The 15,368-nt window shown below is 26.9% G+C and carries 13 protein-coding genes; all 13 read right to left on the bottom strand.

Features of this window, described 5'->3' with window-relative positions; genetic code table 11:
* Positions 1-9: 9 nt before the first annotated feature.
* The 13 genes from CVOLT_RS08000 to rfbF all read right to left on the bottom strand — a co-directional run bounded on the left by CVOLT_RS08000 (position 10) and on the right by rfbF (position 15,348).
* On the bottom strand, positions 10-1,515 hold the full coding sequence (locus CVOLT_RS08000; RefSeq protein ID WP_052243148.1) for a DUF8374 domain-containing protein: 1,506 nt from the start codon (positions 1,513-1,515) through the stop codon (positions 10-12).
* Complete coding sequence (gene cysC / locus CVOLT_RS01560) at positions 1,512-2,096, bottom strand: adenylyl-sulfate kinase (protein WP_039665143.1); 585 nt, start codon at positions 2,094-2,096, stop codon at positions 1,512-1,514. The genes CVOLT_RS08000 and cysC overlap by 4 nt, the downstream gene beginning before the upstream one ends.
* A gap of 8 nt (positions 2,097-2,104) precedes the next feature.
* Positions 2,105-3,820, bottom strand: a complete 1,716-nt coding sequence (locus CVOLT_RS01555) for an SLC13 family permease (RefSeq protein WP_039665142.1) — start codon at positions 3,818-3,820, stop codon at positions 2,105-2,107.
* On the bottom strand, positions 3,817-5,223 hold the full coding sequence (cysN, locus tag CVOLT_RS01550; RefSeq protein WP_039665141.1) for a sulfate adenylyltransferase subunit CysN: 1,407 nt from the start codon (positions 5,221-5,223) through the stop codon (positions 3,817-3,819). The genes CVOLT_RS01555 and cysN overlap by 4 nt, the downstream gene beginning before the upstream one ends.
* Positions 5,223-6,116 (bottom strand): sulfate adenylyltransferase subunit CysD, encoded by an 894-nt coding sequence (gene cysD / locus CVOLT_RS01545; RefSeq protein WP_039665140.1) that lies wholly within the window; start codon positions 6,114-6,116, stop codon positions 5,223-5,225. The genes cysN and cysD overlap by 1 nt, the downstream gene beginning before the upstream one ends.
* A gap of 123 nt (positions 6,117-6,239) precedes the next feature.
* Positions 6,240-8,303 carry a DUF8374 domain-containing protein gene (locus tag CVOLT_RS07995; protein WP_052243147.1) on the bottom strand — a complete coding sequence of 688 codons (2,064 nt, stop codon included), beginning with the start codon at positions 8,301-8,303 and terminating at the stop codon, positions 6,240-6,242.
* A gap of 11 nt (positions 8,304-8,314) precedes the next feature.
* Entirely contained in the window at positions 8,315-9,631 is a 1,317-nt protein-coding gene (locus CVOLT_RS01535) for a protoporphyrinogen oxidase-like protein (protein WP_039665139.1), read from the bottom strand.
* A gap of 86 nt (positions 9,632-9,717) precedes the next feature.
* Positions 9,718-10,677 (bottom strand): NAD-dependent epimerase/dehydratase family protein, encoded by a 960-nt coding sequence (locus tag CVOLT_RS01530; protein ID WP_039665138.1) that lies wholly within the window; start codon positions 10,675-10,677, stop codon positions 9,718-9,720.
* On the bottom strand, positions 10,674-11,576 hold the full coding sequence (locus CVOLT_RS01525) for an NAD-dependent epimerase/dehydratase family protein (RefSeq protein ID WP_039665137.1): 903 nt from the start codon (positions 11,574-11,576) through the stop codon (positions 10,674-10,676). Before CVOLT_RS01525 ends, CVOLT_RS01530 begins: the two co-directional genes overlap by 4 nt.
* Position 11,577: 1 nt before the next feature.
* Positions 11,578-12,138 carry a dTDP-4-dehydrorhamnose 3,5-epimerase gene (rfbC, locus tag CVOLT_RS01520; protein ID WP_039665136.1) on the bottom strand — a complete coding sequence of 187 codons (561 nt, stop codon included), beginning with the start codon at positions 12,136-12,138 and terminating at the stop codon, positions 11,578-11,580.
* A gap of 16 nt (positions 12,139-12,154) precedes the next feature.
* Positions 12,155-13,417, bottom strand: a complete 1,263-nt coding sequence (locus CVOLT_RS01515) for a UDP-glucose dehydrogenase family protein (RefSeq protein ID WP_039665135.1) — start codon at positions 13,415-13,417, stop codon at positions 12,155-12,157.
* On the bottom strand, positions 13,414-14,535 hold the full coding sequence (locus tag CVOLT_RS01510; RefSeq protein WP_039665134.1) for an NAD-dependent epimerase/dehydratase family protein: 1,122 nt from the start codon (positions 14,533-14,535) through the stop codon (positions 13,414-13,416). Before CVOLT_RS01510 ends, CVOLT_RS01515 begins: the two co-directional genes overlap by 4 nt.
* A gap of 15 nt (positions 14,536-14,550) precedes the next feature.
* Positions 14,551-15,348, bottom strand: a complete 798-nt coding sequence (gene rfbF / locus CVOLT_RS01505) for a glucose-1-phosphate cytidylyltransferase (RefSeq protein ID WP_039665133.1) — start codon at positions 15,346-15,348, stop codon at positions 14,551-14,553.
* Between the last annotated feature and the right edge of the window lie 20 nt (positions 15,349-15,368).

Below are 15,368 nucleotides of genomic sequence, written 5' to 3'. Positions count from 1 at the left end.
AAAGAGAGATTATATCATTTTATTTTTAAATTCATTTTTTAACTTCCTAATCTCAAACCATAATTTAACATATCCACCCTTATACCAAGTTTTATTAGCTTTTATAAGAGCTTGTCCTAATTTATAAGTTAAACATTCTTTTTCTTTTAAAGCTTCTTGATAATCAGGATAGTTTTCTAAAGGAGGTAATTTTAAAGATGGGTCTTTTTTTATTTTTTCTTTGTATATTTTTTGTTCTTGATTGTGTTTATCTTTTATATAAGATAACACAAAAGGCATTTTGATATAACCAAATAAAGATTTAGAATTTATTATCATAGCTTGACCTAGTTTATAAGAAAGTTGGTTTTGAATTCTAGCTTTGGCTGCACCATGTTTGGTTTGAAAAGATAATAAATTATTGATTTGTTCTAAATTCTGAATTTGCAAAATTTTATCTTCTATTATTTGATTTTTATCTTCTATTATTTGATTTTTATCTTCTATTATTTGATTTTTATCTTCTATTATTTGATTTTTAGTTTGAATTATATCTGCTACAAATTCAGCTATTGCATCCCAATATTCTGGTTTCATTTCTTTAAGCTCATAGTTTTCTTTATAATTAGTTAAATCTTTTTTAGGAAATAATGTGTCTTTATGAGGAAAAAATTCCTTTCTTACCCATTCATTTGATTCTTCAAAATGATCTATATAAGATTGTATAATTTCTTTAGATGGTTGAAATTTTAAATCTTTAATCTTCTGAGTATATTTTTGTACAAAATAAAGTAAAGTATTTGGATTACCTGATAAATATCCTCCTAGTTTAAGCCTATTAAATCTATGCAATAATTCGAATCCGAATAAATTTAAACTTTCATTTTCTTTTTGAGGCAATATAAAATTTTCATCCCATTTCATATTAACACTATATATAAAATCTTTCAACAAATTTTTATTATAAAATTCCGTATTATCAAATAACCGTATAATCAAGTTTTTTTTATTAAAAATATTTTCCCATAAAGATAATGATGTTTTAAAATCATAAACCATATAATGTGAATGTAATTTATTTGGATTTAAGTAACAATAATCATAATTTTCACCACCTTTTATTAATTCTGAACACATTGATATAAATAAATCTGCACTTTCTCTTAAATACACAATAATAAATATTTCAACAAAACCTAAATACTCTAATATTTTTCTAAGATGTAAAATTTTTTCCTTATCAAAAAACAACCACTGTATATTTTCTGACGATATGATAATATTTTTCACATTACTTTCTATAATTTCTTTCTTAAGAACACTAAAAAAATAACATATATTTTCAATTTTTTCATTTTTACACAAAAAATCATAAATTTTATGCGCAAAAAAATTATGATCATCTCGTCTATGATGTTTAATGCTTATAGGATAATAATAATTTTGCGTCTTTAATAAATTACGATTTAAATATAAAAATTTTTGAATACTTGTAGTACCTGTTTTCATAGTACCTATATGCAAATAACAAGTCATATGTTACCTTCATTTAAAAATTCCAAAATCATACCCACATTTTCTTTAATATCCTCTTTTCGTATGTGAATTTCTGGGTTTAAAGGTGTTTCATACGGACTATTTATACCTGTGAAATTTTGAATTTCTCCATTTCTTGCTTTTTTATAAAGGCCTTTTGGATCTCGTTTTTCACAAATTTCTAAAGGAGTATCTACAAATACTTCTATAAATTCATCCTTTTTAAGTAAAGATCTAACAAAAGTTCTATCTTTTTCAAAAGGAGATACAAAAGCGCAAATTACTATCAAACCACTATCTACAAAAAGCTTACAAAGCTCACCGATGCGTCTTATGTTTTCTATCCTTGAAGCTTCATCAAAACCTAGATCTTTATTAAGTCCATGACGGACATTATCCCCATCTAAAATATAAGTATGATATCCTAGATTAAAAAGTTTTTCTTCTAAGGCATTAGCTAATGTAGATTTACCGCTACCACTAAGTCCTGTAAACCATACAACACATGGTTTTTGATTTTTGAGTTTAGCTCTTTGAGTCTTTGTTATATTACTAGTATGCCAAGTTAAATTTTTACTCATTTTAGCCCTTAAAATTTAAAAAATATTGGAGTTAAACTTAAAACTATAGTTGAATAAACCAAAGAAACTATCCAACCAATTTTGATAAAATCAGTTGTTTTATAGCTACAAATCGAACTTACCATTAAATGTGTTTGATATCCATGTGGCATTAAAAATCCACAACTTGCTCCATAAGCAACTGCTAATATAAATGGAGTAGGATTTGCTTCAAGTGCTATCGCACTACTATATGCTATAGGAAAAGCTAAGGCTGCTGCTGCATTGTTTGTAATCATCTCAGTTAGAAGTAAAGTTAGTAAATACACTCCAATGAAACTTCCATATACTCCATATACTCCAAAAATTTCTATTATAATTTGAGCAAAATCTTTTGCCAATCCACTATCAACTAAAACTTTAGTTATAGCCAAAGATGATCCAACTATGATAAAAATTTCCAAAGGAAAGCGTCTTTTAAGCTCTTCAAAACTTACAAATTTAAACACAATCAAAAATACCAAAAAAACAAACAATGCTTTTAGCAAAGTTACAATTTTCAAAGCAGATAAAGCAATAATAGCTAAAAATATAAAAACCACTATAAAACTTTGAATATTATTTAATTTTTTATTTTGCATAATATTTGAGATAATATAAAAATTCTTACTGAGATTATCTCTTGAGTAAAAATCATTTCCCACACTTAAAATAAGTCTATCTCCAGCTTGCAAAAAGCTTTGACCAATTTTAGAAATATTTTTTGAACCTCTTTTTAAAGCTATGATACCAGCATCAAATTTAGTTCTAAAATTTGCTTCTTTTACGCTTTTTCCTATTAAATTTGATTCTGCACTAATAATTACATCGACTAAATTTAATGTATTGTGTTTTATTTCTTGAGTACCGATTTTTAAGCCATCAAATTTTCTTAAAAGCTCTAAATGAGTAACATCGCCACTAAAAATTAACACATCATTTTCTTTTATGATCTCATTATGACTTACAGGAGAAATAATTTCATCTTGTCTTTGAATTTCAAACAAAAATAAAAACTCTAAATTTCTTAAACCATTTTCTACTAAATTTTTTCCTATCAAAGAACTATCTTTTAAAACTTTTGCACTTATTAAATACTCATCAAGCTTTTTTTCTTCATCTTTATATTTAGGCAATAAAAAACTAAAAATCAATATAGCTACAATCACGCTAAAACTTATACAAAAACCAACAGTAAAAAAATCAAAAATTTTAAAACTATTTAAACCATTTTGCACGGCAAAAGAATTAACTATTAGATTTGTAGAAGTTCCTATCAAAGTCATAGTACCACCAACTATACAAAAGTATGAAAGTGGGATAAGAAGTTTCGAAGGGGCTTGAAATTTATTATTTTTTATAACACTCATAAAACTTGCTACTACCGCAGTATTGTTTAAAAAAGCTGAGATGCTGGCTGTTATAATGCCTAATTTTAACAAAGATAAATAATAATTTTTGCCTATGATAAATTTAGAACACCAATTTATAATCACACTTTTTTCTATAGCAATTGATACTAAAAGCAATAAAACAAGCACTATTAAAGAATCATTCGTATAAGAACTAAGCCAAGTGTTTAAATTTAAATATTCTAAAAGATAATACAATAAAGCCAAACTTCCAAAAAGTATAAAAGGTTTAATTTTATTTTGTATTAACAAAATTAGTAAAATCAAAATACTTGATGCAACAATTATTTTCATATCTTCTTACATCCCCATTCAGGATAATTTTCTCTTATATAAGCATTAAGCTCGATTTCTTCTTGAGTGTAAATTCTTAATTTTTCTTTGAAATCTAAAATTTCTTCTATCATCCCAGCTGCTAAAGTTTCATTAGAGTATTTATCTATAATGATAAAACTTCCTAAAGTTTTGTTTTCATCATAATTTTTAAGTGGTATTTTCTTATTGAGAGTTAAAGTGCATTTTGCTATATCATTTATATATAATTCATCGCTAGTATATTCATCAAAAGTATTGATATTTTTCTTAAAATCAATATTTATATTTTGTATATTGTTTGTAGAATTTGCAAGTTTTATTAAATAATTACCATATTTTTCAAATTTAACTTCACTCATCCATATAATCATAGCTTTAAAGGTATTTGAAATTTTCACATCATGTTGTTTAGATACTATCACATCACCTCTTGATATATCTATTTCATCTTTTAAGGTTAAAGTTATAGCACTTGGAAAACTTGCATTTTTAGAACTTTGAACAGATTTATCTAAATTTACATTAGAAGTGATAATCTCTTTAATTTGACTTATTTTTAAAGATGGTAAAATCACAATTTCATCATTAACACTTATCTTACCACTTGCAATATTCCCACAAAAACCTCTAAAATCCAAATTTGGACGATTAACATATTGCACACTCATTATAAATTCGTTATCATCTTGAGTATAAATTGGCAAAGTATCTAAAAGCTCTGATAAAGTTTTTCCTTTATACCAAGGAGTATTAGTGCTTTTATGAGCTATATTATCTCCATCTATAGCACATATTGGTACAAAATGGGTATTGATTTTTTTAGAATTTTTTAAATAAGGTATAATTTTTTCATAGTCTTTGCAAATTTTATCAAAAATATTTTGATCAAAATCAATTAAATCCATTTTATTTATAGCAATTATAAATTGCTTTATGCCAAATAAACTTGCAATATATGAATGTCTTTTAGTTTGAGTTAAAACTCCCTTTCTAGCATCTATAAGTATAATAGCAATATCAGCAGTGCTTGCACCTGTTGCCATATTTTTAGTGTATTGTTCATGACCTGGAGTGTCTGCCAAGATAAATTTTCTTTTATTACTTGTAAAAAATCTATATGCTACATCTATAGTGATGCCTTGCTCTCTTTCACTTGAAAGCCCATCAACCAAAAGTGCAAAATCAAGCTTTTCTCCAGCATTGCCAAATTTTTTATTATCTTTTTTTAAAGATATTATCTGATCTTCAAAAAGCATTTTTGCATCATAAAGCATTCTACCTATTAGAGTTGATTTTCCATCATCTACACTACCACAAGTAATAAATCTACAAAGCTCTTTATTTTCATGCTCTTTTAAGTATTTTTCATAATCTATATTCATCAAAAATACCCTTCTTTTTTCTTCTTTTCCATACTTGCTTCTTCATCACTATCTATCAATCTGCCTTGTCTTTCACTTGTTTTAGAAAGCAAAAGCTCTTCAATAATCTCTAAAACATTACTTGCACTTGAGTTTATAGCTCCAGTTAATGGATAACATCCTAAGGTTCTAAAACGAACTAATTCTTCCTTGGCATTTTTAACAAGTTCTTTTGGCATTCTATCATCATCTACCAAAATTTTAGTTCCCATATACTCAACCACTTTTCGCTTTTTAGCAAAATATAAACTTGGAATTTTTATATTTTCTTTATAAATATACTGCCATATATCAAGCTCAGTCCAATTGCTAAGTGGAAAAACTCTTATGGATTCACCTTTTTTATGACGACCGTTATAAATATCCCATAGTTCTGGACGCTGATTTTTAGGATCCCAGGAATGATTTTCATCACGAAAAGAATAAATTCTTTCTTTTGCACGCGATTTTTCTTCATCTCTTCTTGCTCCGCCAAAAACTGCATCAAATTTATACAAATCTAACATTTGTTTTAAAGCTTGAGTTTTAGCAATATCAGTATGCATAGCAGAACCATGTATAAATGGAGAGAGATTTAACTCTTTGATTTTTGGATTTTGATAAACTATAAAATCTATACCAAGCTCTTTAGCTTGTTTGTCTCTAAATTCTATCATTTCTTTAAATTTCCATGTAGTATCAACATGCACTAAAGGAAGTGGAGGTTTAGCTGGATAAAAAGCCTTACGCAAAAGATGAAGCATCACCGCACTATCTTTTCCTATACTATAAAGCATAGCAGGCTTTTCAAACTCAGCTATAACTTCACGGATGATGTAGATGGATTGTGATTCTAGATAATTTAAATGGATCATTTTACTCCGCTACAAATATAAATTTATATACTTTTTTATATATTAAACTAATTAATTTTTATCTTATTTTCACAATTTATTTTTTATTGTTAAATTATCTTTTTTACTAGTGCTATTTTAATATCATTTCTTTTCTTTAATTTCCTTTTTTAATTTTCTAATTTCAAATAGCAACTTGATATATCCACCTTTATACCATTCTTTACTAGCCTCTAAAAGGGCTTGTCCTAATCTATAAGTAAAACACTCTTTTTCTTTTAAAGCCTCTTGGTAATCTGGATAGCTTTCTAAAGGAGGAAAAGCTAAAGATGGGTCTTTTTTTATTTTTTCTTTGTATATTTTTTGCTCTTGATGGTGCTTATCTTTTATGTAAGATAATACAAAAGGCATTCTTAGATAACCCAATAAAGATTTAGAATTTATTATCATAGCTTGACCCAACTTATATGAAAGTTGGTTTTGAATTTTTTGTTTAGCTGAATTTGGATAAATCACAACCATGTCTGATATAAACATTTTATAATCTAATTTTTTAAATAATTGTTTCGTTTGTAATTTTTTATTAATTAAATCTTGTTCAAGATTAAAAATTTCTAGTTGTTGTTTTTTAATAGGTAAAGATTGTATAGTATTTTCAAGCTGCTTTAATTCTTCATTTTTATCTTTTAAATGCTTATCTTTCTCATTATTTTCTTTAGTTAATAATATTATAGTTTTAGAATGATTTAATTCTTTTTCGCTAAAAAATTTAAGAATTTCTTCATCAAGATGCAAATTAGGTAATTTTGTTTTTAATTCTTGTTTTAATTCATATTGTTTCACAAGTAATTCAACTGAAGTAACATTTAAAAATTCCATTTTATTAGGTATTTGAATTTTACCCTGTTGTTTTGATTGTTCTAAAAGTTCAACAGCTAAATTATATATATGCTCCCAAGAGATGCAATAATTACGATCATCCCAACCACCACTATAAACACCTATAGACATAGAGTATTCTTTTTTTACAATTCTTGTATTTTCATCAGGATAATGCCGCGCACTATATTTTATATAATTATGATTTCCATACATAATAGTTGGTTTTTGACAAAATAAAAATGGAATAAACGATCCCGCTCCAACATCAGCTATTGCTATATCAACTTTTGAACAAATACAAATAGCTTCTCTAACAGTACAATTATTAAGATTAATAATATCCACAGCATTTAAGTTGTTAGCAATTTGTTTAAATAGACAATCTGCATACTCATATGAAGAATTATTATAACCAGCAGAATCGCCAAGCCCTAGTATGTTTTCCCGTTCTTTCAAACCATCAACATAAACCCTAATGTTTTTAAATGTCTTTTGTAATTTTTGAATGATATTAATACTTGCTTCAACTTGGTTTAACCAAGTTTTAACACCATTTCTATAAGTTAAACCAAGCCATAGTGTTAAATCATATTTTTTTTCATCTGATAAAAATTTATTTGAATCACTTAAAGCATCATTATAAACTCCTTTTGCAAATCTTTTAATTAACTTTTCTATAGGCTTTAAATGATAATTTGTAATTTCTGCCATAATAATTATAGGTCGTAAAAAAACAAGCTTTTCATCTGTAAGTTGCACATGTTTAGGAATAAAATAACTAGGAACATTTTGTACAAATTTTTTCACAATTATAGAATATATATAAACTAAATTGCTATCAAAAAAATGTGTTAATGGAAGAATTGGATCAAAAGTAAAACCAAAATCTATTTCTTTATATTTTAGCAACTCATAAGACAAAGTATTTCCAATAAATTGTAAGTCTAATTTTCTCCAATCTTGACGAACAACTGTATAAAAAGTATCTTCAACTATAAAATAATTAAAAACATCAAATCCTTGTATACCACACCAAATATATTCATTAGTTTCATCAGCAAAAAATACATAATTGTGTCCTAGATGCTGGATCGAATATACAGCTTTAGTTTTAATATTATTATAAATTGGATGTTGTAGTTCAAAATAATTATAATTTTGCTTATCATTCCAAAACTTTATCATTCCATCTACATCATAGTTTTTTATCATATTGGCAAATGAAGCCATCTCACAATTATAATTTTGATAGTCATACAACTGTCCTTTAAAACTATCCAATCCTTTTTTTATTTTGGTAATAAATTGTTCTATATTATTTTCCACAACAATCCTTTTTATATTTTATTTATAATATTCTTCCCAGATAAAAAGCTTTGATCACTCCATAAATAATCCCATTCTCCAAATCTACCACATGTTAATATACTACAATCTTTTACATAATTAAGAAGTTTATCTCTATGTTTTTCCATGCCATGATTAAAAATCACATTTGCATAAGGGATAATTCTAAAATCTTCACATATAATATCTTTTTCATTACAAAAATTCATTTGCAATAGTTTTTCTTTAACATGTTTTATGAAAAAATCTGCTAAATTACTACTATTACCACTCATTTTTTCTAAAGACTTAAAATCAGAAAAATAAATTTCGGCTTGCATACTCGAGCAATTTTTTGGAGCATTAAAACTACTTTTTACTGATGGACTATAAAATCTTGCAAAAAATATATCCTCATCGTAAACATAATACCACAATCTCTTTGGAATTTCTTTGTCAAAACCTAAAGAAACTAAAGCAACAGAAGTTGCTTGAAGATGTTTAGCTGATTCTAAGATGTCTTGCGGGGTGTTTTTTAACATTTTTACTAACAAAGGCAAAGGCAAGGTAGAAACCAACTTTTCATATTTTACTTTAGTATTATCTGAAAAATAAATTATTTTTTCATTATTATCTATAATTACAACTTCTTTTTGATATACAATATCTATTTCTTTAACCATATTTTGTAAAAATGCTCTATATCCCCCTTTTATAGGATAATACATCTCTTTGGCATAGTAAGTCACTGGAGTATCTTCACTCATAGCACCTATTAAAATTTCATCTATACTTGGTTTATAAAATCTTGGGCCTACAAACATAGGGTTGGTATTTAAATCTTTTGCATCTAAAGTCCAATATTTCCTAGTATATTTCATAGCAAATTCTTCTGAAAAAAATTTACCATATTGAGCTTTAAGCCATTGTTCAAAATTTTGCACTTTATCATTTTTATAAGTATTTTGCAACATATCTTTGATAGCCTTTATCTTTACATCTAAAGGTAAAGGATAAAGATTATTTTGTGCAGGGTGTTTTACCCAAATTCCATTATAATAATTTAACAATTGTGGTATATGTGTATAATGCTTTGCAGAAGCAAAAAAAGCATTTTTTACATTCTCATCTTTTGCAAATGATAAATGCACAGCATTATCAAACCAAAATTTGCCTTTAACAGAATCTACAAAAAATCCTCCACATAAACCGCCATAATCATCATTTTTTTCAAAAACTTTTACTTGTTTATTTTGCTGTTTTATATGGTAAGCAGCTGAAACCCCTGCTATACCAGCTCCTAATACTACCATATTTTTATTATCCATAAAATATTTCCTTAAAAGATTTTTTATTATTTAACATCAAAACACATTTTAAAAATTTATAAAAATCCACAATAACTTAATTCATTCTATTCTTCAAACATCTCTTTGAATTTTAGCCATTTATAAACTTCATCTATAGCTGATTCAAAACTTTGAGTACACTTAAAAGCTAATTCTTTATTTAATGTTTCTGAAGAAAAAATTTGCTCTTCTAATTTTACATCACTATAAGAAATTTTCCCAAATTCAATAGCATATTTTGGAGGATATAAACTTGCTATAATTTCTACATATTCTTTAAGTTTTCTAGGATTACCTGAGCCTATCCAATACTCTGAATTTTTACTACCTTTTTCTCCAATCACTTTAAAAGCTTTAGCACAATCAGTAACTGAAATAGAATCAAATGTTTGTTCACCACTAGTCATTTCTATTTTTTCATCATTGATGATTTTTTGAACAACAACCAGCAAAAAAGAATCTCTTGAATCGTTTGGTCCTACAACATGAGAATTGGTAGCAATAATTAAGTTGATATTAAATTGACTTGAAATTGCTTTAAGATAATCCCTCGTAGCTTTCTTAGCTAGAGCATATACCACATGACGGTTATAATGTTTTTCTTTATGATAATCTAGTTCAAGATAAGGCGTAGCAAATGCTTCTTCCATAGTACCTACATGGATAAATTTAGAGCATTTCATTTTATCTGCAACTATAAAAGCATTAATAGTCCAAGTAACATTTTCATACTGATCCTCTACTATCAAATCAGATAAACCATTTTTTCCACCCCATGCAAAATGATAAAAAACAGAACCTATCGGATCCCATCCTATACTCTTCAAAATTTGAGGCAAATTAGAAATTTCGGCCATATCTAACTTTAAATAAGTCAATTTAGGATCTTCTGGCAATCTCAATGGATTAACATTTTTTCTATCTTTCTTACCAAGAGCTAACACTTCTACATTGTTTTTTAATAAAAGCCTGACAAGTCTTGAACCTATAAAGCCAGCAGCACCGCTAATAATAACTTTTTTCATTCTAAAATCTCCCGCATTATTTGAGAAAAATCTTTTTTGAAATAAAAATTAGTATCTTTACACAAAGAAGATGGATCGAAAGTATCTAAAAGTTTTTTGTCAAAATTTAATTTCGATTGAATATACTCTTTAGAATTTGTTTTATATTCATAAAAACTTGACAAATAGTTTGCTAAAACATCTACTTTGCCAATTCCTAAATAATAATCAGCTTTATTTTTTCCAAATTTTCCAATTTGATAATAAGATTCAATCAATTCATCAAAAAAAATTATCTCGCAAGGTTGTGTATTTCTAACCTCTTGTGGTATTTCTCCATCAACAATTGATTTTAAATTTTTAGCAACAAAACTTACACCCGAAAGTGTTTTATCTATCACGATTGAAAATCGTGTATTAATAAAATCAATTTTTTCCAAATAAGCTAAAAGTTTTAACATTTCCATATTGGCAAATTTTGCTCCAGCATAGTAAATCGGACTAGAAGTATAAGTAGTAGTTTTCCACTTTTCAGAGCTAATAAAATCATTAAATATTGCTTCTTCTTGTGAACCTATATTAATAAATTTAGAACAACCTAATTTACTGGCAAATTGAATAGCTTTTGAACTCATAGCAATATTTTTTACTTGATCTTGAATTTCTCCATTTGTAAGTCTGTCTAAACCAGACCAAGCCACATTATAAAATACCGCATCTTTAAAATCATTTTTCATAACCATTAATTGTTCAAAAAATACTTCTAAAATTGTATCAATATATACATATTTTAAATTTGTATGTTGTATATATTGATTTCTTCTACCTATAGCTAAAACTTTAATATTTTGTGATAACAACTTTTCAACTAATGCTTTTCCTATATATCCAGTCGCACCAAAAACAATTGCATTTTTCATATTAATTTTCCAATCCTTTAAAATACGAATCAACATAAGGAGCATTTTGATCTTTATCAGAAAGTCCTTTAGGTTCTAACGGCCAACAAACTCCTATTGTTTCATCAAATGGATTTAAAGATCCTTCGCTATCTGGATGATAAAACTCTGTTACAGGATATAAAAGCTCAGATTCTTCTGTTAAAGTCTGAAAAGCATGTCCGCAACCTTCTGGAATATAAAGGTATTTACTATTGAATTCACTTAATTCTACTCCAAAATGCTTCAAAAAAGTCGGAGAATTTTTTCGCAAATCAACCGCAACATCATAAATGGCACCCTTTATACATCTTATAACTTTAACTTCGGAAAATGGGTAATTTTGATAATGAAAACCTCTTATACAACCCTTAATAAAGGTTTTTGAATGATTGATTTGAACAATAGGTTTTTTTAATCCGATTTCTTTAAAATCTTCAACACAAAAATACCTCTCATAATAACCTCTACTATCCTCTATTGGTTTAGATTCTATAACATATACACCTGATATTGGTGTAGAAGTAAAAATAAATCGACTCATTTTATTTACCTTATTATTATTTCATCCATCTTAAATTATAAACAATCTTATCTTGTCTATTAACCAAAGGCTTAAATTCATTCCAAGCTGTCGCTATAATCAAAACTTCACACTCAGAAACAATCTCATCAAGATTATTTTTATAGCTTAATTTGTAATCATAAGTCTTGGCAAATATATCATTTGCTATAGGATCATAAACATAAATATTTTGAAAACCTAAATTTAAAAGCTTAGAAATCAAAGTAGCAGACTTTGTATCTCTGACATCATCACTTTCCGGTTTAAAACTCAATCCTAAAATAGCTATTTTTTTATCTTTGGAAATTTCTTTTTGTATTTTATAAGCATAAAAATCAAGAATTTCTTCATTTACTTTTAAAATATCATTTAAAATTTTTGCTTCATATCCTTTATCTTTGCTTTTTTTATAAAGAGCAAGAGTATCTTTTGGTAAGCAATATCCACCAAAACCCATCCCAGGATATAAATAACTAGCTATACCAGCAGGACTTCCACTAAATCTTTTATCGCTATGTAAAATGTTAAAAGCACTGATAATATCTATATCTCCTATACTTTGAGCAATCATACTCATTTCATTAGCATAACTTATATTTAAACTTAAAGTGGTATTACTAAGATATTTAATAAACTCACCCGTATTTAAAGAAGTAAAAAATACAGGTGAATTAAAAGGTTTATAAATTTCTTCTAATTCTTGAAAATTTTGTGCATTTTGAGTTCCAACAACCACTCTATCTGGATTCATAAAATCACTATATGCAAATCCTTCTCTTAAAAATTCAGGATTATTTACAAGATGACATTTTTCTCCGACAACAACACCTAAAGACTCTAAATGTGGTATAAAAATATCTTGACAACTAGAAGGTGGAACAGTAGATTTAATTACTAAAATTGGTTCTTTTTGACATAAAGCTAAATTTTCAGCAGTAGTTTTAAGCGCACTCAGTAAAAAATTTAAATCAGCACTTCCATCTTCACTCATAGGTGTGCCAATACAGTAAAATATAATCTTTGCTTCTTTTAAAGCTTCTACTACATCATTGGTGACTTTTAGTTGTTTTCCTAATACTTCATTGAAAGCTTTTGGTAATCCTTCTTCATGAAATGGAATTTGACCTTCATTAAGCAATAAAAATTTGTTTTTATCTATTTCATAACCAACAACATCAAAACCTTTTTTTGCAAATCCAACAGCCGTAGTTAACCCCACAAAACCCAAACCAAAAACTGCTATTTTTAATGATTTCACAAAAGTTCTCCATTTTCTTTTTCAAATTTTAAAAATTTTAAAAATCTACCAACACCTTCATCTACTAAAATACTAGGATTATAGTTTAATTTATTTCTAGCTTTGTCAATGATAGGACATCTTCTATTAGGATTATCTTTGAGATAATTTTTGTCTTCTGAAATAGCAAAATTAATTTGTGGTTCAAAATTAAAAATATCTTTTGAGTGTTTAGCATAAATAAAAGATAAATCTTTTACAGAAATTTCAGGCTGATCAATACCTATATTAAAATAATCAAATTCTCCATAAACCAAAACTTTCAAATATCCTGCAATAGCATCAGCTATATAACAAAAAGTTCTTGTAGGTTTTCCATCGCTAAAAATTGTAATATCTTTTTTATCTAAAACAGCTTTCGCAAAGTCAGCTGGCAATCTCTTATCATTTAAGCTCATACCAGGACCATAATTATTAAATGGTCTTGCTATAGTAATTGGCATATTAAATTTCTGAGCAAACAATGAGCACATAGTCTCTCCAAAACGCTTAGATTCATCATAACACGCTCTAGGACCTATACAAGCTACATTACCTCTATACTCTTCATCCGTTGGAATTTTAGCTATATCAGGATCTCCATAAATTTCAGAACTTGAGAAAAATAAAAATCCTTTAATATTTTTATCTTTGTAAAAATCAAGTAAAGACCTTAAACCCCAAACATTTGCATCTAAAGTCTCAATAGGATAAGTACGATAAAACATAGGGCTTGCTATGCTTGCTGCATGAATTATCAAATCAGCTGTATGAGCACTTTGTAAAGAATCAATTTTATCACTAATAATATCAAATTTATAAAGCTCTAAAATTTCAGAATAGTCATTTGATAATTGCTCTAACCATTTTGGTTTTCTTAGCATAAAATTATCTAATGCAATAATTTTTTTAATATTTAAATCATTAGCATATTTCACAAAAAAATTAATAAAATAAAATCCTAAAAAACCTGCGCTTCCAGTAAATAAAATTGTAGAATTATTAAATTTTTCTTTTTGCTTACTCGTTAAAGAATTATAAATATACTCCAAATCTTCTTTTACAATTGGATTACTAAAGCATATATTTTCTTGATTCACTTTCTCTCCTTTTTTTTAATTATTCCATAAAGCCCATAGAGCTTTATTTTCTACCCACATTTTAGTTAAATCATTTTTATCTTTTAAAGTATCCATACATTTCCAAAAACCATGATGTTGATAACTATATAACTCTCCATCTTGTGCTAAATTTTTTAATGGAGATTGCTCAAAAATCGTCATATCACCTTCTTTGATATAGTCAAATACTTTAGGTTCGCATACAAAAAAACCACCATTTATCCAACCTGCATTATTTAAACTAGCATCACCCTTAGGTTTTTCTGTAAAACTTTTTATACGATTTGTTGTATTATCAATATTTAAAGCACCAAATTTTCCCTCAGGAAGCACAGAAGTCATAGTGATAGCTCTGCCATGATTTTTATGAAATTTAAGTAAATTATTTATATTTACATCACTAACACCATCTCCATAAGTAAGCATAAAAGTCTCATCACCTACATAATCTTTAGCATATAAAATTCTACCGCCGGTCATAGACTCTTGCCCAGTATAAAGCATAGTGACCTTCCAAGGCTCATGTCTAGTATTATGAATTTGAACAGAATTATCCGACATATCTACTGTTATATCGCTATATTGAGTATAATAGTTGATAAAATAATCTTTTATAATATGTCCTTTATATCCTGTTAAAATAATAAAATCATTAAAACCATAATAACTATAGATTTTCATTATATGCCATAAAATAGGTTTACCACCTATTTCTACCATAGGTTTTGGTTTTAAACCAGTTTCCTCTGAAAGCCTAGTGCCAAGCCCACCTGCTAAAATTATAACCTTCACTATAACTCCTAAATAAAATA

It is taken from the genome of Campylobacter volucris (assembly GCF_008245045.1).
GTDB lineage: Bacteria > Campylobacterota > Campylobacteria > Campylobacterales > Campylobacteraceae > Campylobacter_D > Campylobacter_D volucris.
The sequence above is the reverse complement of the archived record's forward strand: the minus strand, read 5'-3'. Positions and strand labels throughout refer to the sequence as shown.